Source organism: Paenibacillus shenyangensis, from assembly GCF_000346635.1.
GTDB lineage: Bacteria > Bacillota > Bacilli > Paenibacillales > Paenibacillaceae > Saccharibacillus > Saccharibacillus dauci.
This window is the reverse complement of the sequence record NZ_AOIG01000015.1, coordinates 174,690-196,621: the sequence shown is the minus strand read 5'-3', so window position 1 is coordinate 196,621 and position 21,932 is coordinate 174,690. Positions and strand designations below refer to the sequence as shown.

The 21,932-nt window shown below is 46.1% G+C and carries 18 protein-coding genes; 5 read left to right on the top strand and 13 right to left on the bottom strand.

Going from position 1 to position 21,932, the window contains the following annotated elements:
- Nucleotides 1–195: 195 nt before the first annotated feature.
- The 3 genes from aspA to thrC all read right to left on the bottom strand — a co-directional run bounded on the left by aspA (nt 196) and on the right by thrC (nt 4,851).
- The gene (gene aspA / locus H065_RS0113315) at nt 196–1,605 is read right to left on the bottom strand and encodes an aspartate ammonia-lyase (protein WP_017813569.1); all 1,410 of its coding nucleotides are present in this window, start codon (nt 1,603–1,605) and stop codon (nt 196–198) included.
- Nucleotides 1,606–1,711: 106 nt separating this feature from the next.
- On the bottom strand, nt 1,712–3,049 hold the full coding sequence (locus H065_RS0113310) for an SMI1/KNR4 family protein (protein ID WP_017813568.1): 1,338 nt from the start codon (nt 3,047–3,049) through the stop codon (nt 1,712–1,714).
- A gap of 407 nt (nt 3,050–3,456) precedes the next feature.
- A complete protein-coding gene (gene thrC / locus H065_RS0113305; RefSeq protein WP_017813567.1) occupies nt 3,457–4,851 on the bottom strand; it encodes a threonine synthase in 1,395 nt (464 codons plus the stop codon).
- Nucleotides 4,852–5,222: 371 nt separating this feature from the next.
- On the opposite strand from thrC, the gene H065_RS0113300 reads away from it, so the two are divergent.
- Together H065_RS0113300 and H065_RS0113295 are read left to right on the top strand one after the other, a co-directional pair.
- The gene (locus H065_RS0113300; RefSeq protein ID WP_443146858.1) at nt 5,223–6,236 is read left to right on the top strand and encodes a BMP family lipoprotein; all 1,014 of its coding nucleotides are present in this window, start codon (nt 5,223–5,225) and stop codon (nt 6,234–6,236) included.
- A gap of 103 nt (nt 6,237–6,339) precedes the next feature.
- On the top strand, nt 6,340–8,076 hold the full coding sequence (locus H065_RS0113295; protein ID WP_017813565.1) for a methyl-accepting chemotaxis protein: 1,737 nt from the start codon (nt 6,340–6,342) through the stop codon (nt 8,074–8,076).
- A gap of 248 nt (nt 8,077–8,324) precedes the next feature.
- Here H065_RS0113295 and moaA read toward each other — a convergent pair whose 3' ends face one another.
- The 5 genes from moaA to H065_RS0113270 all read right to left on the bottom strand — a co-directional run bounded on the left by moaA (nt 8,325) and on the right by H065_RS0113270 (nt 13,065).
- Nucleotides 8,325–9,356, bottom strand: a complete 1,032-nt coding sequence (moaA, locus tag H065_RS0113290; RefSeq protein ID WP_017813564.1) for a GTP 3',8-cyclase MoaA — start codon at nt 9,354–9,356, stop codon at nt 8,325–8,327.
- Nucleotides 9,357–9,430: 74 nt separating this feature from the next.
- Nucleotides 9,431–10,258 (bottom strand): formate dehydrogenase accessory sulfurtransferase FdhD, encoded by an 828-nt coding sequence (fdhD, locus tag H065_RS0113285; RefSeq protein WP_017813563.1) that lies wholly within the window; start codon nt 10,256–10,258, stop codon nt 9,431–9,433.
- A gap of 350 nt (nt 10,259–10,608) precedes the next feature.
- Nucleotides 10,609–11,037 carry a LysM peptidoglycan-binding domain-containing protein gene (locus H065_RS0113280; RefSeq protein ID WP_017813562.1) on the bottom strand — a complete coding sequence of 143 codons (429 nt, stop codon included), beginning with the start codon at nt 11,035–11,037 and terminating at the stop codon, nt 10,609–10,611.
- 269 nt (nt 11,038–11,306) lie between these two features.
- Nucleotides 11,307–12,281, bottom strand: coding sequence for an SDR family NAD(P)-dependent oxidoreductase (locus tag H065_RS0113275; RefSeq protein ID WP_026136211.1), 975 nt, complete (start codon nt 12,279–12,281; stop codon nt 11,307–11,309).
- Between the two features lie 259 nt (nt 12,282–12,540).
- Entirely contained in the window at nt 12,541–13,065 is a 525-nt protein-coding gene (locus H065_RS0113270; protein ID WP_036629968.1) for a TetR/AcrR family transcriptional regulator, read from the bottom strand.
- A gap of 284 nt (nt 13,066–13,349) precedes the next feature.
- On the opposite strand from H065_RS0113270, the gene fabV reads away from it, so the two are divergent.
- Entirely contained in the window at nt 13,350–14,540 is a 1,191-nt protein-coding gene (fabV, locus tag H065_RS0113265; RefSeq protein WP_026136210.1) for an enoyl-ACP reductase FabV, read from the top strand.
- 178 nt (nt 14,541–14,718) lie between these two features.
- On the opposite strand, the gene H065_RS0113260 is transcribed toward fabV, so the two are convergent.
- A complete protein-coding gene (locus H065_RS0113260; protein WP_017813558.1) occupies nt 14,719–16,404 on the bottom strand; it encodes a methyl-accepting chemotaxis protein in 1,686 nt (561 codons plus the stop codon).
- 419 nt (nt 16,405–16,823) lie between these two features.
- Here H065_RS0113260 and H065_RS0113255 point away from each other — a divergent pair, with 419 nt between their 5' ends.
- Together H065_RS0113255 and H065_RS0113250 are read left to right on the top strand one after the other, a co-directional pair.
- Nucleotides 16,824–17,150, top strand: a complete 327-nt coding sequence (locus H065_RS0113255; protein WP_017813557.1) for a DUF3817 domain-containing protein — start codon at nt 16,824–16,826, stop codon at nt 17,148–17,150.
- A 118-nt stretch (nt 17,151–17,268) separates the two neighbouring features.
- The gene (locus H065_RS0113250; protein WP_017813556.1) at nt 17,269–18,594 is read left to right on the top strand and encodes an MFS transporter; all 1,326 of its coding nucleotides are present in this window, start codon (nt 17,269–17,271) and stop codon (nt 18,592–18,594) included.
- Here the strand turns inward: H065_RS0113250 and brfA are convergent.
- The 4 genes from brfA to H065_RS0113230 form a co-directional block, all read right to left on the bottom strand.
- The gene (gene brfA / locus H065_RS0113245; RefSeq protein WP_017813555.1) at nt 18,591–18,827 is read right to left on the bottom strand and encodes a ribosome rescue factor BrfA; all 237 of its coding nucleotides are present in this window, start codon (nt 18,825–18,827) and stop codon (nt 18,591–18,593) included. The two genes, H065_RS0113250 and brfA, sit on opposite strands and share 4 nt — an antisense overlap.
- 138 nt (nt 18,828–18,965) lie before the next feature.
- Complete coding sequence (locus H065_RS0113240; protein WP_017813554.1) at nt 18,966–19,991, bottom strand: Gfo/Idh/MocA family protein; 1,026 nt, start codon at nt 19,989–19,991, stop codon at nt 18,966–18,968.
- A 330-nt stretch (nt 19,992–20,321) separates the two neighbouring features.
- Complete coding sequence (locus H065_RS0113235) at nt 20,322–21,074, bottom strand: amino acid ABC transporter ATP-binding protein (RefSeq protein ID WP_026136209.1); 753 nt, start codon at nt 21,072–21,074, stop codon at nt 20,322–20,324.
- A 74-nt stretch (nt 21,075–21,148) separates the two neighbouring features.
- Nucleotides 21,149–21,817 (bottom strand): amino acid ABC transporter permease, encoded by a 669-nt coding sequence (locus tag H065_RS0113230; RefSeq protein WP_017813552.1) that lies wholly within the window; start codon nt 21,815–21,817, stop codon nt 21,149–21,151.
- Nucleotides 21,818–21,932 lie beyond the last annotated feature (115 nt).

Genomic DNA, 21,932 nt, shown 5'->3' with positions numbered 1-21,932 from the left:
TTAGTTTTAAAACACGCCCTAATATATCATATACGGAAACTGGAATCTAAAGCAGGTAATGACACATGAATTAACTTGCTTTTTTAGTTCTATATACGATTAAACCCAATAGGCTGGATTTGAAAAAAAACGGACCGGTCAGATGAAATATCCATCTGCCAGCCCGTTTGGGGTCTACCCTGTTATCTTTTTTCTTTAATCCTTGTGCAGCAGTTCTTCGCCGGCAATTCCCGGTTCAGTCATCTGATAAGGATCAAGAATAATATTCAATTCTTCCTCGGTCAGCACATTGTATAGCAGACAGAGTTCACGTACCGATTTGCCTGTCTGAATCGCCTCGCGGGCGATCCGGGACACCACTTCATAGCCCAGATGCGGATTCAGTGCCGTAATCATTCCGACGCTGCGCTCCACATACTGGCGGCAGTTGTCTACGTTCGCCTGGATACCGTCTACACAGTGCAAACGGAATACGGTGAAGCCCTGTTTCATAATCTCCAGTGATTGCAGCAGATTATAGACCAGTACCGGCTCCATTACGTTCAGTTCCAGCTGACCTGCTTCGGAAGCAAGACAGATCGTATTATCATTACCGATTACCTGAAAAGCAATCTGGTTGATCACTTCGCACATGACAGGATTGACTTTGCCCGGCATAATGGAAGATCCCGGCTGACGTGCAGGCAAGCTTAATTCATTCAGACCGGCATACGGTCCGGAAGCCATTAGTCGAATATCATTGGCGACTTTGGACATATTCATCATACAGATTTTTAGCGCTGCCGATACTTCGGTATACGCATCCGTATTCTGGGTAGCATCCACCAGATGATCCGAAGCGGTTACTTCGAATCCGCTGATCTCTGCCAGAATCTCGGCGACACGTGTAATATAACGACGATCTGCATTCAGACCAGTACCGACCGCTGTCGCCCCCATATTGATGTGTAGCAGGTTCTCGCGGGTCGCTTCTACACGACGGATATCGCGGCTCAGTACACGTGCATACGCCTGGAATTCCTGCCCCAGACGAATCGGCACCGCATCCTGCAGATGCGTACGTCCCATTTTGATTACCGTATCAAATTCATCAGCCTTGGTCTGGAAAGACTGCTGCAGTTCGCGCATGGCGACCAGCAACTTCTCAATCATGGACAGTGTAGCCAGATGGATGGCTGTTGGGAAAGCATCATTGGTAGACTGTGCCATATTGACATGGTTATTCGGACTGATGTCCACATAAGCGCCTTTTTCCTTGCCCATAATTTCCAGGGCCCGGTTAGCAATAACTTCATTGGTGTTCATATTAATCGAAGTGCCGGCGCCGCCCTGAATCGGATCGACGATAAATTGATCCAGCCACTGGCCTGCCAGAATCTCATCCGCCGCCTGTACGATAGCTTCCCCTTTGGGGCCATACAGACGCGACAGTTCCATATTGGCGAGCGCAGCTCCTTTTTTGACCATGGCCATCGCCCGGATCAACTCCGGATGCAGACGCTGACCGGTAATCGGAAAGTTCTCTACTGCCCGTAATGTTTGAATGCCGTAATACGCCTCGTCCGGAACTTCTTTGGTGCCCAGAAAATCCTTTTCTACTCTCACGATTCATTCCTCCGGCTAGCTAGACTATTGGTTTTATGGTTATGCCTTGCAACAGTCCTATTATACGTTTACTGATCGGAAGGTTCCAGTAGTATATCAAACTAATTTACCGTGCATTACTCTCATCCCACTGCAGATCAGTCAGAGCCTGCAGCGCACCGCCGACCATATTTTTCTCTTTTTTGGTTACTGCACGTTCCAGTTCATCATTTAGCAGTAATCTGGCTTGCTGCACCTGCTCTCTATTCGCAAAAATATCTGCAGGATTGGCAAACTGGGCCAAGGCGGTAATAACTACCTGCCGCTGTACACCATTCCCGTTCAGCCAGCGGATAACATCCTCAGCTAAAGGATTGGAAATAGCAAACAATTGATCCCAGCCATCATACGGATAGCTTACGCGCTTGCGCTCGCTCATCCACTCAATGACACGTCGGCTGCGAAATGGCTTCAGCCAGCAATTGGCGGTATACCCGTTCAGACGCTTCTGTGCTTCAGCCTGTTCCAATCTGGTCCATACCCTGTTTAATCCTTCCTCTTCCGGGAGACAGGAAGCTGTCAGATTTGCCAACACAGCAGAATTAATCCGTTCTTCCTCCGGCAATATCCATAAGCTTCTCACCCAATCTGCAGCATACTGACCGCTGATTGCCCCTGCATATTCCATCAGGCTGTTACGTATATCCTTTTCCTTTTCCTGTTCAATCCGCTTCATCCAGCTCTTAAATACATGGTTCGGATCATAGGATGCAAAAGCAGCCTGCAGCTCGGGATCGTCTTTTCCCCGAACTTCCGTATAACGAATCAGTAGCTGCAGATCGTTTCTGGCTTCTTCCAGTGTTAGATGCAGAAAATCATTTATCCAATTCTTCCACCGCTTTGCATGAGCACTATTTACATTAATACCAAAGTGATCGAGGAATGGTTCATACTGCCATGATTCTGCACCTATGCCGTACAAAGTGGTTACCCGATCCAGAAAATCCGTCAATGAACTGGCTAGCAGCTGGATTTCATTCGTCTCATGATACCAGTGAACAACTGCCGGATGCTCCGGATGACTCTCCAGATCAAGCATCAGCATATCTCCATTACCGGCAATATGAAAAGTAAGAAACCGTTTCTCTTCGTATATTGTTTCTTCCTGGAAATCCGGAAAATCCAGAACTTCCAAAGACCAGCCCAGATCACCTGCAGCACCAAACGGCACAAGCCTATTATCCATAATGGACCAAACGATAAATCCCTCCGAGCCACCTATCGTCAGCAATTCTTTTAATTCTCCGGGCAATGGTATACCTAGACGCTTTTCTGCGGTCGCAACCTGCTCTAATGTTGCCGTCGGCCTGATTATCATCACAGCATCAGCGCCTCTGGCCTGAAACGATTCGACGATCTGCTTCCACTGCCCATGCCAACTTTTCCATCGTTCATGTATTGTCATCCTCTCCATCCTCTCCTTATTTTTATGATCTTTATTCTTCTATGTTTACTTGTAAAAGCAGCTTGGTCGCTGTTCGGATAACTGGAATCCTGTAGTCACCAGAATGTATGAAATGAGGAATTATAGCTCCGGTAGCGACATTGGTCGCTATTTGTTCGATCAGAGCGTACCTTTTATTATAATACGTTCCCGCATTAAAGGAATTACGATTTCTTACCGTTCATGACCGTATTGTTACATTTGAACACTTTATATTTATAAAGTTGTCTTTGGGGCTTCAGCTTTTGCTTCTATCAACGTATTCTATGTTGCTCTACAGATTACGCATAATTCATAAAACCAAAAAGCCGCAGCATGAATCGCTGCGGCCTCACTTTGTGTCAGTTCAGATAGATACTCTCTATACATTAACGGGTATAGAAGGTTTCCAACTGGCGAATCACTTCATTCAGATCATGATCAATAATAGTCTGATGCTGCGGCATGGAGAACAGTGCCTGGATCGGAGCCGGGAATTCCTGCTCAATTTCGCACAGGATGATAGACTCGTCAAACTTGGCTGGATGCGCTGTTGCCAGCGTAATGCATACTTCCTCCGGTCCACTGCATTGCTCATAAGCAGCAATTCCGCAGGCGGTATGAGGGTCGAGCAGATAATCATACTCATTTTTGTATTTGATAATGGACTGCAGACAATCCTGATTCGAAGCTCCGTAAGCTGCAAAGTCGCGCTGTACATGCTCCAGATCTTCCTGGCTCAGCACAATTTTACCTTCCGTTTGCAGCGTGTGCATATAATCGGACACTTTAGCCGCATCTTCCTTGAGGAAATAATACAGATAACGTTCAAAGTTGCTCGCCACCTGAATATCCATGGATGGACTGTGTGTACTACGGAATTCACCTGGCTGGTATTCTCCTGTTCTCACAAAACGCTCCAGAATATTATTCTCGTTGGTAGCAATAATCAGCTTGTTAATTGGTAGTCCCATCTGGCGTGCCAGGAAACCCGAGAAAATATTGCCAAAGTTGCCGGAAGGTACGCTGATATTAATTTTGCGTTCACTGCTTTCATCCTGCGCCCGGAAATAGGCATAGAAGTAATACACGGTTTGTGCCAGAATACGCACGAAATTAATAGAATTGATCGCGCGCAGATGATGCTGCTTTTTGAATGTCAGATCGGCGAACAGATCCTTGATCATTTTTTGGCAATCATCAAAGTTTCCTTTAACCGACAGATTCAATACGTTACTGTCATCTACCGTCGTCATCTGCAGTTCCTGCACCTTGCTGACTTTGCCATGCGGATGCAGAATACAGATCTTGATACCTTCCTTGCCGCGCACACCCTGGATAGCAGCTGCTCCCGTATCACCGGAAGTTGCGCCCAGAATATGAATGATGTCTCCATTTTTGCGGGACATATAGGAATATAGCTCACCCATAAACTGCAGAGCCACATCTTTGAAAGCAAAAGTCGGTCCGTGGAACAGCTCCATAATATAGAGAGAATCACTGATCTTCTTCACTGGTGTTACCTCTGGATGACGGAAGTTGCTATAGCTGCGTTCTGCCAGTTCGCGCAGATCCGCTGCCGGAATCTCGTCATTCACATATCGTGCAAATATCTGCAAAAATAGTTCTACATAGCTTAGTGAACTCCATTCGCGAAGCTCCTCCGGCGAGATTACCGGTATCTGTTCAGGTATCATTAGACCGCCATCATCGGCCAGTCCCATTAATACTGTATCGATAAATCCTTTTGGCTCAACCTGTCCCCTGGTACTGATATATTTCATACATATCCCCCAATTGATTAATATTCAAGCCTGGATTCTGCAAAGTGTACGCTTCTGCAGATCTCTGCTATTCGTCGTCAAACACGTTACTTTCTATCATACCCTGTCACAGAGCTGCATCCAAGCATTAATTTACTAAAGTCATGCTGGTTTGCCCTTTTTTATTTGTTCAACATATTATCATAAATCACATCTTTTGTGATCTCCGAAATTTCTATCATTTATTTCAGCCTATTTTTCACCATTTGTTTCGGCACGTCTAAGTTATTTAGCAAATTTGCGTTTCACCCTGCTCTCACTCTTCATTAACAAATCCTCACAACCGATATAAACTAGGTAAATTCCGATTACACATAGAGAGGATAACAGCAGTGAAGAAACATAAAACGTGGAGTTATCTGGGATGTATGATTCTGGTTGCCGCCCTTTTCCTGAGTGCATGCTCCGGACAAAAGACAGCGGATACATCCGCCAGCAAACACAAATTAAAAGTTGGAATCGTCCTGTCGGATATTGGTCTCGGCGATCAGTCATTCAGTGACGGAGCATTCAAAGGCCTGATCAAGGCACGTGACGAAGGCGACATTCTGTTCGACTACAAGGAAATTGCTGATACAGGAACCTATGATGTAGGATTCGAACAGCTTGTAAATGAAGGCAGTGATATCATTATCGGCCTGGGCTACTCTGTCAAAGAAAGCCTGGAAGCCACAGCCAAAAAACATCCGGACCGTCAGTTCCTGCTAATCGATGAGAAATCGGAATTGGCGAACGTCGCATCCATTACATTCAAAGAAGAAGAAGGCAGTTTTCTCGCCGGCGCACTTGCCGCAATGGCCAGCAAATCCGGTCACCTGGGCTTCATCGGTGGTGTCGAATCTTCTTTACTTCATAAATTCCAGATCGGTTACGAACAGGGCGCTCGCGCTATTAACCCAAATACCAGCTTCTCGGTCAATTACACCGGTGATTTTGGCAAAGCTGAATTAGGAGCAACTGCTGCCAGAGAAATGATCACCCGTGACAATGCAGATGTCATCTATACTGTTGCTGGATTGACCGGCGTCGGCGGACTGCAGGAAGCTCAAAAACAGGGCAAATACTCTATCGGTGTCGATAGCGACCAGTTCTTCCTTGCCGAGAAATCCGTAATTGCATCCATGGTCAAAAATATTGATGTAGCCATCTACAATGCACTGCAGACGTACATGAAGAGCAATGCTTCATTCCCGGAAAAGGACATGGTGTTTGGACTTCAGGATGGCGGTGTGGGTCTGACCCAGATTCATCTGCTGGAACTGACCAAGGAACAGCAGGCACAGCTGGAAGAGCTGCAGCAAAAACTGATCTCGGGCGAAATTAAAATTAATATCCCGACTTCCTGAACCCCGAGCTGAATCCGGACCAACGGCTTTATCTACGTCATACAACGACTATTATTGACTGAACCACGCGTTTGACAATCAGACGCCGTAAATGGAGGCTAATATGAAACTACAAGGCAAATTGGTGCTGAATGCGATGATATCGCTGGTCGCCTCACTGGTGCTGGTGGGTTATATCATTTTCCAGCTGCTAAGCATTAATTCCCAAAATAATAATCTGGTACCGGCCATGCTGGATGTTCAGCAGCTGGACGGAGACCTCGTACAGACCGGACAAGCACTGAGCAATTTCTCTTTTTCCATGTCTGCGAGTAATAAGGCACTGGTAACAGAACAGCTGCAAAAAATCCAGACAACGATTGATACCCTGTCCAATGGCATGCTGCAGGATCCGGCAGAACAAAAATTGCTGGCAGCAGCCAAAACCAAATTCCAAAAACTAAGCGAGGAATCTGCCACTGCCATGAATAATATGGACAGCGCAGAAGCCAAACGCCAGAGTATCCGCATAGAAGGTATTCAAAATGATGTATATATGCTGGATCAGCTGACCAAAGCCGGTTATAGCGAATACACCAAAGATCTGACCAACAGTATCAAAATGACCTGGCAGATTGCAGTTGCCGGAGCGATCCTGCTGTTAATCGCAGTAGGCTGGTTCAATACCCATACTGCCCGCCAGCTTGCCAAGCGTGCCCATGTCCTGAATGCTGCTGCGCAGCGAATCGCGGATGGAGATCTGACCGTAGAGCTGGCTCCAACCAAGGGCAAAGACGAACTTGATGAGCTAAATGCTTCTTTCCGCCAGATGATTGGCAATCTGCGCAGTATTGTCGGCTCGATCGGACATGCAGGTAATCGCGTAGATGATATGGCCCAGGATATTGATCGCAGCAATGATCGTATGCAGGAAATGGTCAATCAGGTTGCCATATCGGTAGAAGAACTGGCGATCGGCAGCCAGAAAGTAGCCGAAGACCTCAGTGTAACTGTATCTGTTGTTGATGAGATGCAGCACAAGTTCCAGGCCAACCTGGAAACTACTGCAGAATCGGCCATTTACAGTGAAGGTGCGATTCAATCCATTGAACACGGCAGCAGCCAGATGAAAGAACAGCTGCACCTCGTATCCAGCAACCGCGCTGCCATGGCCGAAGTAGCCCAGACGGTAAGTGCTCTGGAAACGAACGCCGCCGAGATCGCCAGCATGACCAGGCTCGTATCCGAGATCGCTTCGCAAACCAACCTGCTGTCATTGAATGCTTCGATTGAAGCAGCACGTGCCGGTGAAGCCGGTCAGGGATTTGCCGTTGTCGCCGGAGAAGTGAAAAAACTGGCTGATCAATCGGTAACAGCCGCCAGCCAGATTTTCAAAGCTGTCGATTCGATTACATCTGCTGTAAGCCAGGTACAGGCTTCGGTCTCCCAAAGCCTCACACTGTTCCAACAGCAGGAACAGGCGACTGCGTCGACTGATGCATCTTTTGCCGAGATTAGTGAACAGGTGAAGCAGATTGCCAGTCAGGTGAACAAGCTCGCCCAGGATATGCAGACATCCCATGAACTGAGCAACCAGGTTCAGCAGGCTATTGAAAATATCAGCGCCATCACCGAACAATCGGCTGCAGGTAGCCAGGAGATTACTGCTTCCACCGTAGAACAGCAAAATGCATTCCGTCAGTCCGGCGAAAAAGTCAAAATGCTGCGCCAGATTCGTCAGGAAATGCAGCATGAGCTGGATCGCTTCCATATGGACGCTTCCACCTTGCCTGCTGCTTCGAACAGTGCAGCAGATAACACTTCGCCATCTATCTCCACAGCTTCTGCATTACAAGATTAATTTTCGTTTATCCACCATAAGCATGATAATGTATGACTCACAGCCTATGTGAAAGTAATCTATGTCTCAGACAAAAAGCCGCTCCGGAAATAACCGGGCGGCTTTTTGCTATCCTCTATGATGTGGCCAAGACTTCTCGCTCAACAGAAACTGCTTGCAGACAAACACTGCTCGGTATCATTCAACCAGCTAGTGTATCTATATTCGTACTCTTGTTTATCCTCATATCAAGTTGATCCAAACTACATTCAGCCACCGATATGAGACATTTCTACCCGTGGTCCATCCTGACTGCGGACGCTGGAGCTGCTTCCACGCTCTACCGAGTACTGGTCATGGCGATTACTCCAGATTCCGGCTACAGCATGGGCAACTTCTTCGTCCGTTTGACCGGAGCGCAGCAGTGCCCGCAGATCATGTCCTTTGGTCGCAAACAGGCATGTGTACAACTTGCCTTCGGCAGACAAGCGAGCCCGTGTACAGGTAGAACAGAATGCCTCGGTTACAGAGGAAATAAAACCTACTTCTCCCTTGCCATCGACGAACCGGTAACGCGTGGCTACTTCGCCCTCATAATTCGGTGCAATCGGTTCCAGTGGCCAGTGAGCACCGATCTTGTCCAGTAGCTCCTGCTTGCTGACCACATGCTGCCTGTTCCATCCATTCGTATTTCCTACATCCATATATTCAACCATTCGCAAAATATGACCACGCTCACGGAAATATTCCACCATAGGTACCACAGCTTCTTCGTTGAATCCTTTTTGAACGACCATATTCACTTTGACCTGCAATCCTGCAGCTGCAGCTGCATCAATCCCATTCAGTACAGGCTGTACCCGGCTGCGTCCGCCGTTCATTTTCAGGAACAGATCATCTTCCAGGCTATCCAGACTGACCGTGATCCGGTGCAGACCTGCTTCTTTTAGAGCAGCAGCTTTGCGGGCGAGCAGACTGCCGTTGGTCGTCAGAGATAGATCCTCAATATCAAGAGCGGACAGACGCTGGATAATGCTCACCAGATCTTTACGCAGTAACGGTTCTCCGCCGGTAATACGCAGTTTTCTGGTTCCCATGCCGACGAAAATGGCTGCAATTCGGCCAATTTCCTGCTCGCTTAGCATATGTTCATCAGGCAAAAAGGCATAATCTTTGCCGAATATTTCTTCAGGCATACAATATCGGCAGCGGAAATTGCAGCGATCTGTGACAGAGATCCGTAAGTCTCTTAATATACGGTTATGCTGGTCATAGGCTGTCATCGTATCTCCTCCAATCATCGCTTGCTTCCTGTTTAATCCAACAAGGGTGGAAAAGCTGCTTTATTTCATGCAGCCTGCCCCTATTGTTCCTTTTAGAATAGCATAGAGTTTTGCGCTTTGTCCGCATATTCCCGGATTCTTTGTGGGTGTGTATAGATATTGCAGCTGTCTTCCCGCACAAAACCAACTGTCGTGATTCCCAAATGATCAGCCAGGTCCAGAGCCAGCGCAGTAGGCGCAGATTTGGACAAAATAACTTCGCAGCCAATCTTGGATACTTTGGTCAGAATCTCGGAAGAAATACGCCCGCTAAAAACAATAATTTTGCCCTTCATGCTCATCTGATGCCGAAGACACCAGCCATAGATTTTATCCAGCGCATTATGACGTCCAATATCACTGCGGCTGAGTAAAATACGATCCGGTTCACACAGTGCAGCTGTATGCACACCACCGGTTCGTTGAAACAGCTCTGCCGATTGCTGAACTGCATCCATCAGCTGAAAGCACTGCTCGAAAGATACACGTACATGAATCTCTTCCATTCTCTTCGCTGTACGAGCATCATTAAAAAAAACAAAGCCCTGCCGGCTTGTTCCACAGCAGGAAGTAATATAACGTTTGGTGAATAGCTGACGATGCTTGGGATTCCAGCGATCCATACGTACATGTACATAACCCTGCTGCTCCTGTATCCATAACTCCTGAATATCATTGTACTGCTGAATGACCCCTTCCGAAGCCAGAAAACCTATTGTCATATCTTCGATATATTCAGGTGTACAGACCAAGGTTACAAACTCTTCCCCATTAACTTTGATCGTTACCGGCTGTTCGGATACAACAATATCCGGCTCTTCGGTGAATTGCCCCCGTTGATAGCGGACAATACTGCGCTGCTGCTCTATGTTATAGTCCATAATCTCATCCCTGTTCGCTGTTTTTTGAGGAGGTCTAACAGAGCCATCCTGCGCGGCCTACTGTAATATCGGTAAACCAAACCAGTGATTTCGAACCTTAACGATGATGATTATATGCAAGAAGTCTCAAACTTGGATGTCTTTCCTGCCCTCACTGCTGCCTGAATGTGCCAAATCAGAAAACAATAATAAATAGATCAGGTAGATATTCATATAGCAAATAGCAAAAAAAGCTGACGCTCAGGGGAGGGCGTCAGCTTTTTATATCAACTGTCCAATCGGTATTTGGCAGATACTAATTGGACAAGGGATTGTTGGCCGATCTAAAGGGGGTACTTCTGGTCAGCTTCTTACTTTTGTGGAACAGTCAGTTGGTATCCAGCAGGCAGCAGGTTGTTGGCAGCAACCAGTTCGTCTACAGTGATACCGTATTGAGCAGCAATTTCAGTCAGGCTGGCACCTTGTGGAACAACAACAGTGATTGGGGATTTAGCATCTGTGTTTTCTGTAGCAGCAGGTGTAGTTGTTGCTGGTTGTTCCGGTGTAGTGCTTTCTTCATTTTGACTACCGAACAATTTGTTGAATTGAGCTTCCTGTGCAGCTACGAATGCAGCGTTGTTAGCACGGTTCTCTTCTCTGTCTTTGCGTTTCTCGTGGCCGGACTGGCTATCTGTTGCGGCAAAAGCATGGCTGCCTCCGATTGGTGCTACAACGGCAACTGCTCCCAGACTGGCTGCTAAAGCGGTGGACAACATTACTTTTTGAAATTTACTGTTCATTTTGAATTGCTCCTCTTTTTTAATTTAATATAATAATCTTCTTTAATAAAGTGATAAACATTTACTTCGTAACCTTATGAACTAAATATACCATCAATTAAAGAAGATTGCAACCCTATTTAAATATATTTTTATTATATTGGACAAAATTAATTATCATACTATATTGGTAACCAACCTAACTATATTCTAAACACTAATTTTACAAATTACAAATATTATTAGTGATCAATCAATAATTGAATTACGCTATTTCTTTATCGACTGTTCTATACTACCTGATTCTTCTTATTATTCTGGAGACATTGAATCGTATTTTTAATTCCGGTCTCATAAGGAGTAGTCGGTACTTCTCCGATATAATGTTCATATTTGGCACCACTGAGTATTAAAGGCTGACGAGTCAGATACAGCATCTCTACTATTTCTTTGAGTACAGGTTGAAATATACCGGTCAGTGACAGTGTAATCTTACCCATAGCAATGACTGGTCTGGATGTTCCGGCTGCTTCCTGTGCGATGTGAATAAATTCCTTGCCTGCAATAGCTCCAGCACTTGGTATATGCCAGTTCTGCCCATAAGCCTGTTTTCTACATGCCAGTTCTACGATCATAACAGCAGCATCCGGCAAATACATATACTCACGGGGCACGCTCTTATTTCCAATAAAAAAGGCGGGCTGACCGAAAGCAATACTTTTGAGTGTAGATCCCAGATATGAAGCCTCATTCGCGGTAGGACCATAATAATCCGGCAGACGTACAATCATCGCTTGCATGGCCGACCAACGGGAATCAAAAACCAGTTGTTCGAATTTCAATTTAACCTTTCCTTTACGGGTAATGGGCTGTTTGGGATAATTCTCATCCACCGGCTGCTGATCGCGGCTCGGACTATAGGGATAAATACCATCTACAGCGACCACCCGAATACCCAGGCGTTCGGCAGCCGACAAGACGGACATACCCATTGGCAGCAGCTTCTTCTCCATTTCATGATAAGGAACCGAAGCACAGTGGAAAATCACTTCTGCTCCCTCTGCTGCCCGATATACATCTTCTGTACGGAATACATCGCCTTCATGCAGTTGCAGATGATCCGGATTGTCCAGCTCCGCCGATAGCTGTTTGAGCTTGCTTATGGATCGGCCAAATGCTATAACGGTTGTTCCCCGTTTGAGCAGTTCCATTACGATAGCTTTACCTGTCCCTCCTGTCGCACCGAGAACAACAGCCTGATGTATTGAAGTAGATGGATACAAGAATTTAGTTTCATTTTGTCTTCGTGTCGAGAGGTTCTGTTCTAATGAGACAGAGAATGATGGGTTCATTTCTTTGTAATTTGCGCACATGATTATCTTTCCCTTCTTATTGTTAGTGATTGATCAATTACTAATTGTTAAAAAAGATGGTTTACATCTTATTTCAATCATTCAGGTGGATGGCTGGATTCTTTTCGCTTGCAACTGCAGCGTTTAAGAATAGAGCCATCCCAGTTAGTTTCTAATCTTCCATTTTCATCAGTTCCGGCAGATTCAGGGACATAGAGATATTACAAAGCATTCCTCTGGCAAGGAATAATAGCGTTCGCTCCAAAGGGCGCTCCATGCCTGCCTTTTCAAAAGCCCGATAGACCATCTCATGAATTTCATGAAAACGGCGCTGCATAACTTCGGCAATTGCAGGCTCCTGAATAGTCTGTGCCTGCATCTGCAAAATGATCTCATTGCGATGGGCATTCATGATATCTGCATAAGCTGCAATTAACTGCCGTTCCAACTCTTCATCAGAAGCCGAAGTAACGATGGCCTGGAAAGCTTCGATGATACGTGTCCAGGAAGCTTCCAGGGCTTCAACCAACAATTTTTCCTTGGTTGAGAAAAACCGGAATACATAGGGCTGGGAAATCTCTGCCCGTTCGGCAACCTGAGCAGTCGTCGCGCGATAATAGCCCTGCTCTGCGAATACTTCTATGGCTGCAGCTATAATTTCATTTTTGCGGTTCACAGATGTACTACTCTTTTTCATATTATCCTCCATCATTAGACGATCTATCCTATTCATAGCCAGTTCTTTTAATTAGTGATTGATCAATTACTAATAATATAAATTACTTTTGCTGTTGATGCAAGGCATATTTCTTATTTTCTTTTATTTTTATTATTCAAGTATTGGCGACTTCTCTGTCACCAGGTGTACTGATTTGCAAAAAATGCTACAATACGTAAGGTATGTTACTTGGAAACACAGCATCAGCAGATACGATAATAATGACTGATAGGTATATGATGGAAAGCGAGGAATTCAATTCTATGATTATTAAACCAAGAACCCGAGGATTTATCTGTACGACTGCTCATCCGGACGGCTGTGCCCGTCAGGTTCAGGAACAGATTGAATATGTACAATCCCAGCCGAAAATTCAAGGACCGCGTAACGTGCTCGTTATCGGTGCATCCACCGGATACGGACTGTCTGCACGCGTTGTTGCTGCTTTTGGTGCAGGGGCGAATACGATTGGTGTCTACCGTGATGGCGGCTCTGTCAAAGGCCGTACAGCTTCTGCAGGCTGGTACAACTCTGCCGCTTTCGAAAAGGCTGCACAGGAAGCAGGCTTGAAGTCTCTAAGCGTAATTGGCGATGCCTTTACCAATGAATTAAAAGCCAGCACGATTGAAGCGATCCGTCAGGAATTCGGCAAAGTCGATATGGTTATCTATAGTGTGGCTGCACCTCGTCGCACCGATCCAAATACCGGCGAGACCTATACTTCCACATTGAAGCCTATCGGTGAGACCTACACGAACAAAACGGTTAATTTCCATACCGGCGAAGTGACAGATATCAGCATCGAACCTGCTTCCGAAGAAGAGATCGAAGCAACCGTACGCGTTATGGGCGGCGATGACTGGCAGTCCTGGATGGATCAGCTGAGTGCTGCAGACGTCCTTACTGACGATGTAGTGACTGTAGCCTTTTCCTATATTGGCTCGAATATCACCCAGGCGATCTATCGTCAAGGCTCTATCGGCCGTGCCAAAGATCATCTGGAAGCGACTGCACGTCATATGAATGAACAATTTGGCGTTAAAGGCGGCCGTGCGTATGTAGCGGTATGTAAAGCACTGGTAACCCAGTCCAGCTCCGCGATTCCGGTTGTTCCGCTCTATATGTCTGCCCTGTACAAAGTCATGAAAGAAAAAGAACTGCATGAAGGCTGCATTGAACAAATGTACCGGATGTATGCGGAACGTCTCTATATGGAAGGCGATACGCCTGTCGATGAGAAGCAGCGTCTGCGTCTGGATGACTGGGAGATGCGCGAAGATGTCCAAGCGGAAGTATCCCGTATCTGGAACGAGATCAGCACGGACAATGTATATGAATTGACTGATCTGGAAGGCTATCGCAGCGAGTTCTTCCAATTGTTTGGCTTTGAGACCGAGGGTGTCGATTATGAAGCAGATGTCGATCCGGATGTAAAAGTGCCTAACTCCCGCTAAAGATAAGTTAACTGTTCCAACAGTTTAATTTAATCAAAAAAGCACGTGCTCCGTTTACAGGAGACGTGCTTTTTTTGGATATAGCGGAATTTGTAGGGTATGCATAATGGAATTGTACAGTATACATAGTAATTTGTTTTATTCGAACGAATGCATATGCCACTTTTGAAATTTGAAATTATACTTTGAAACGGTGTACGAGTACTTGCAGCTCTTCTGCCAGGTCGGTCAGGGAAGCAGCGGAGTACATAATCTCTTCACTCGATGCCAGCTGCTCTTCGGTAGCTGCTGCAATTTCCTGCGTGCTGCCTGAAATGTCGCGTGTGCCCTGGTTAACCTGATTCATCGCGTGAGAAGATTCGGTAAAGTCATGATTCATCTGAACGGTATGCTGGGCAATCTCGCTGGTTTTGCCGGAAATATCTTCAACCGCCTGCAGAATACGGGTAAACTGCTCGACTGTAGAGCGGGTAACTTCACTGCCTGCAGCGACATCGGCTTTGACCGTCTTGATGGCGCCAAGCGTAGACTGGGTCTCGGTCTGAATACGGGTAACCAGGTCTTTGATCTGCTGTGTGGCGGCAGCAGATTGTTCAGCCAGCTTGCGCACTTCATCGGCAACAACGGCAAATCCTTTGCCATGTTCACCGGCGCGGGCAGCTTCGATCGCTGCATTGAGGGCCAGTAGATTCGTCTGTGCAGATACTTCATTGATCAGTGTGGTCATCGCATCGATCTGACTGGCATGAGTAGCCAGCACAGATACGCTCTGATCCGCCTGATCAACAGATTGATGAATCGAGTGCATCTGGTCACCCACCTGACGAATCGAATGGGATCCCTCTTCAGCCTGCTGACGCATCATATTGGAGAAGTCTGCCATATCGGTAGCATTAACAGAAATCGTCGATAATTTATCCAGCGAGTTCTGAAGGGTCTCACTGGTACGATCCAGTTCGCGTGTCTGACGACCAGCCTGATCGGCAATCACCTGCATGGATTCGGCTACCTGCTGTGAAGTCGCTTTGGACTGGCCTGCACTGGCAGAGAATTCTTCAGCTGATGCAGCAACCATTTCGGAAGAAGCACCAATCTGGCTAACAATATCCCGCAGAGAAGCGACGAATTTGTTGAAGCTTCCTGCCAGTATACCAAACTCGTCTTTTTGCTTGATATCTATCTGCTGAGTCAAATCTGCTTCGCCTTCGGCAATATCCATCATCTGCTTGTTCAGCAGATTGAGCGGCTTCAGAATCGAACGCAGCAGGATAATGCCCAGTATGATCCCTACTACAGAAGCAGCAATCGTCACAATCAGCAGAATAAGATTGCTCATTTTCGCTTGTTGATCATTATGGGTTTTCAATTGACTAACATCATTAGCAAGTGTATTGACCAGCGTGTCGACAGCCGGAGTGAGCACTTCCTTGCGCAGTGTGCGCTCTTCTCCAAAGTGCAGTGAAGTGGCGGCCTGTTCATCCTGTGCACGCAGAGCAACCATTTTCTCGTTCATGGCAATAGCCTGGGTAAGAGTATCGTTTAATTTTTGTACAGAAGCCACATAATCCTGACCATAAGGTGACTGCTGAATCGTTGTCAGTGTTGCCTGAATATTCTGGATTTTTTCTTTCATACCATCTACATAATCCTGTTCGCCGTTCAATAGATAACCACGTTCGTCATTGGATAGTCCCGAGAGCAGGAATTCCAGCTGCTTGGTCTGCTCCTGCAGTTCCATTTTCCCCTGCAGCTCGCTGCTTTGTTTAACAGACTGTGCAATAGTGCTAACGGACAGTGCACCGCTGCCCAGAATTGAAATAATGAGTATAGATAAAATTAGTATTAGTCTTGTTTTAACCTTCATTTTGCGTTCCCCCGAATTGTTGATCTGTAACTAACTTTATTATCGGGTTTTTCACAATATAATTTAGCTAAACATTTTGGTGTAATACGACTAAATACCCATTTATATCCATATTATTCATTGATATTGGATATGAATCCATAGAACTATATTAGGGAAATAAGAACCATATGTATGCATATTCATTTTATTTCACACATCAACGTTCTATTTCGTTGTTATGAGAATTATATAGCTGTTATGTATGCTATTTCATATTATTGCTGATTTGTATTGAATTTCAATAATTCGTAACTTTATGAGCAGATTTTTATTCTTTTATACGCTATATTTAAATTATTAAAATTCTTGTTATTTCATGTAAAGGAAATGCACTGTATTCCTTATGGGTGAGGTAATGAATAGGAGGAAATGCAACAATGTTCAAAAATGCAATGTCACTGCTACGGATCGTTGGTAATGTGGAAGCGTTATCCTACTTGCTGTTGGTATTGGTAGCCATGCCGCTTAAATATTTGGCTGATCAACCATTAATGGTTACTTATGTGGGTATGATTCATGGTGTACTGTTCGTCAGTTATGCTGCTGTTATCGCTCTTACGCTGATTATTCGCAAATTGACTTTCAAGCAAGCTGTACTCGCTATGGTTGCCTCTATGTTGCCTTTTGGTCCCTTTGTATTCGACCGTTATCTAAAACGCCAGGAACCCTCCCTTGTGCCGGAAACTCGCATTCAAAAAGGATAAGCATGGGGCACGCTACATAATTATTCATTTACGGCTATGTACGCATAGCCGTTTTTGCATGTTCTGTGTACAATGGGGAAATAAGAATTATACATAATAGAATCACAGGAGGCCAGGGATGCAAGTTGATGTTAAAACACAATCTCAGCCTGCTGAAGAATCCGTGTCCATGATCGCTCGTCTGCTTTCTCCGGTTCGGCAGTCACGGGCTTTTACTTTTTTATGGATTGGGCAGCTGATCGCCATGCTGGGCAGTTCGGTTACGATGATTATTTTGCCAATTGTCGTCTACAATCTCACCGGTTCTTCTACGATTATGGGATTGGCAATGACTATTTATATTTTACCTAATGTACTGGTGCTTCCCGTATCTGGCTGGATTGTGGATCATACGGACAGGGTCCGGCTTATCCTATTTACCAATACCGTACGATTCGCAGTAATGCTGACAGGCGCTATACTGATTTTTACCGATCAGCTGACTCTGCCCCGTCTATATATCGGACTGGCTTTGTATGGATTGATGGATGGGATTTTCAATCCGGCTTATGCGGCGCTTCGTGCAGAGATATTTACGCCGGATATTCGTAACGCTGCCAATGCGCTGACACAGATGAGCATACAGGGAGTACGCCTGCTTGGTCCTTCCCTTGGAGGATTACTGGTTACATTCACTTCTCCGGGCAGCGGCTTCGCCCTGGATTCGCTTACTTATCTAATTTCACTGTTTTGCTTTATCATGCTGGGCCGTCATTTTGTATCCAGTCGACGCTCTATCACAGCCAGACCACTGTCAACAGCTGCTGAGAATGATCTTGCAGGGCATCCCCACGCCCGTTTCTCGATCTGGAGAGATCTGATGGAAGGGGTCTGGATTCTGAAAAAATTCCCATGGCTGTGGATTACAATCGTTATCTTCTCCCTGCTGAATATTTGCTATCAGGGAATTATTGCAGTAATGGTTCCATGGCTGTTCAAAGTCCATTATCAGCTGACACCCCTGTTGTACGGACTAGCGATGGCAGCGACCGGCGTCGGGGCTATTATCGGTGCACTGATCTTCGGTTCACGAGTATACTGGCGACGGCGTGGATGGATAGGCTATGGCGGAGCATTATTGAGCGGAATCGCATTATTTCTATTATCCGTGATTACGTGGGCACCGGGTCTAATTATGATAATGATGCTGGAAGGATTCGGGCTGATGATGTTTGCACTTGTATGGGAGACAAGCCTGCAGGAAATGGTACCGACAGAAAGCTTCGGACGGGTAGTCAGCCTGGATATGCTGGGCTCTTTTGCACTGCTGCCGGTCGGTTATCTGCTGATCGGATGGCTGGCAGATCAGGTTGGAGGTATCTTCACAATCGGGCTGTTTGCTGCTGCAGGGATACTGCTTGTTATACTGGGATTATGTATACCTGCTGTTCGGCGATTTGATTAACAGCATCTATAGCATGCAGCTGCCATAGTAAAGGGCATAAAAAAAGAAGCATCATCCCGTAGAATCCGCTTCTTGTGTTTAATTTTTTGCATCCGTTCCTGCTTGCTCGGGGTAACTCTTGTATGCTGCGAGATCGCTGCATATTCCTGATTGGATCTGCGTTCCAAAGTTGGTGCTATACTGCCGCTTCGCAGTGCTTTACGAGCTGCCTTTTGTGTCTGTGTACGTGCCATTTCTATTCACTCCCAGGATTATAATTATGAAGTAACTCTTTTTATTTTACCACTTCTATCCTGAATATCCCAGCTTTTGATACAAAAGCTGCTGCCCTATAGGACAGCAGCTCTTTTTTATTTATCGATAATCAGAAATCAGGAATTCAGTGTAATGGTCTTGCCTTCAGCTTGGGACTGGAATGCAGCCAAAATTACATTCAGGGAACGACGACCTTCTTCACCGGAGATAATCGGCGCTGTACCTGTCTGAATACAGCTGACAAATTCGTCCATTACGCCGCTCGCTACCTGCTTCTCGTTGGTAGCAATCTCACCGATCTGGTAGCGCTCGATTGTACCGTTGCGAAGTTCTACGATAACCTGATCCACTGGATCGGTACCGATCTTCATAACGCCATTCTCGCACCAGAGTACAGTACCGTTATCTTCACCACGATAGGATGTCCAGCTTGCTACGAGAGAACCGATAGCTCCACTGGCCATGCGCAGCAGACAGATGGCATTATCATCCACATCCGTATCGGTTTTATCAAGAGTTCCAATAAATGCGCTTACGTTAACAACTTCATCATCCAGCAGCCAGCGGATCATATCCGACTTATGTACGCCCAGATCACCCATTGCGCCCATTACGGCTTCGCCTTTACGGAAGAACCAGCTGTTCTTGCCATCAATACTCCAACCTTCCGGACCAGCATGACCAAACGCTGTACGAAAAGTAAGAACGCGGCCCAAATGACCCTGTTTCAGGATTTCCTTGGCTTTGATATGCGGAGGCATCAGACGCTGATTATGTGCAACCATCAGGAACACATTATTTTGCTCAGCTGCCGCGATCATCTCCAGTGCTTCTTCATCCGATACCGCCATTGGCTTCTCGACGAGTACATGCGCACCTGCTTTGGATGCGGCAATGGCTACTTCGGCATGCAGTGCATTCGGTGTGCATACGCTTACAGCATCGAACCCACCAGCCGCCAATAATTCTTTATAATCGGTATAGGCTTTGGCATTGTACAAATCTGCATAGCCCTGTGCTCTCTCCAGTACCGGATCAGCAAAAGCAACCAGCTCTACATCCGGGTTCGCTGCATATTCCGGAATGTGACGACGTTCCGAGATGCTTCCGCATCCGACTACTGCTACTCTGACTTTACCCATGAATCCCATTCCTCCTAGAATTGAAGTGAAGTGCTCAACAGTTATCTTATCGAATTCCTGCCTATTAATCCAGCACCTGGGGAATAATTACCCAAATTTAGATAAGTCAGACGAAGATTTACTATTATAGAGAACCAGAAAATAAAGGTTCGGCTCCCACTTTATTTCGATATATAACAAAAAGCAACCCCTTCCAGGCGGTACTGGTAGAAGTTGCTGAATAGTTCATCTATACGTGGTTCACTCGTATCCTATTAACAGAAAGCGCATAAATTCAATCATTATACGATGCTGGCATAGGCCCATATAACGCCTGCATATCTCTATTGCTTAAATATCTTCACCGCTAATTCGATTCATAAACTGCTGTGCACGAGCACTCTGCGGATGGTTGATAACCTGATCGGGAGGCCCCTGTTCGATAATATGCCCACCATCCATCAGGATAACATGATCGGCTACATCGGCAGCAAACTTCATCTCGTGAGTAACAATTACCATTGTGCGCCCTTCCAGTGCCAACTGCTTGATTACACGCAGCACCTCACCAACCAGCTCGGGATCAAGTGCAGAGGTAGGTTCATCGAACAGCAATACATCCGGCTCTATTGCCATCGCACGGGCAATACCGACACGCTGCTGCTGTCCACCGGAGAGCTGATGAGGATAATAACTCCCCCGATCTCCAAGCCCTACTTTTTCCAGCAGAGCCTGTGCTGTTTTGAACGCCTGGGCTTTGTCTTTTTTCTGCACGACGACAGGGCCTTCCATAATGTTATCCATTACATTTTTGTGCGGGAACAGATTATAGGATTGGAATACCATACCGGTATGCTTGCGCAGCTCGGTCACTTCACGGCTGGAAATTTTGCGTCCCGGTTGAAAATCCAGCTCCCGATCACTTAGCTTCATTGTTCCCTGATCCGGCATCTCCAGCAGATTGATGCAACGAAGCAGAGTTGTTTTCCCTGAACCGGAAGGTCCAATAATCGCCAGTACTTTTCCTTTTTCCAGATTCACATCAATTCCCTTGAGCACTTCCAGGGAACCAAATGCTTTGTGCAAATTGCGAATCTCCAGCATCATCGTTGAATCACTCCTTTGCCTCAAAATAGAAAGATGACTAGTTTATTCATCATGATTGGAATTGAACGTAATCAGCTGGAAAGTGAACGACCCAGCCGTTTCTCCAGATAGCTCTGCAGTACAAACAGTACCGAGGTGAAAATCAGATAAATGACAGCTGCTTCCGCATATAAAATCAATGCTTCATACGTGCGCGCTACGACCTGCTGCGATTTGTAGAACAGCTCAATATACGTAATACTGGAAGCCAGTGAAGTATCCTTAACCAGTCCGATAAAAGAGTTCGCCAGCGGCGGTACCGATACACGGGCGGCCTGCGGCAAAATGACCCGGCGCAGCGCCTGACCGCGTGTCATCCCTATCGAATACGCTGCTTCCCACTGTCCTTTGGGTACGGACTGGATAGCGGAGCGTACAATCTCCGAACCGTAAGCTCCTACACTCAGTGAGAAACCGATCAGGGCTGCCACAAAAGCAGGCAGAATGATACCAATCGTCGGCAGACCATAAAAGATAATAAACAGCTGTACGAGCAGTGGTGTTCCCCGGATAATCCATACATATGCACGGGCAATAAATTTCAGAATACGTACGCCGGAGATTTGCGCCAGCGCGGTCAGCACAGCCAGTAGCAATCCGATAGCAAAAGAACTAATCGCCAGCGGGAGGGTGTACTTCAGTGCGGCTTCAAATAAAGGCCAGAAGGAGTCGAGTACAATTTGGATCTGGCGGTCATTCATCGCTATTCCTCCTCAGAGTAAAGTGTAATTTCATATATTCCGATCGGTTTACAAGACTTCTCATAAAAACACAATATCTTGACGTCCTATGGGAGCGTCAAGATATTGTGCTGCA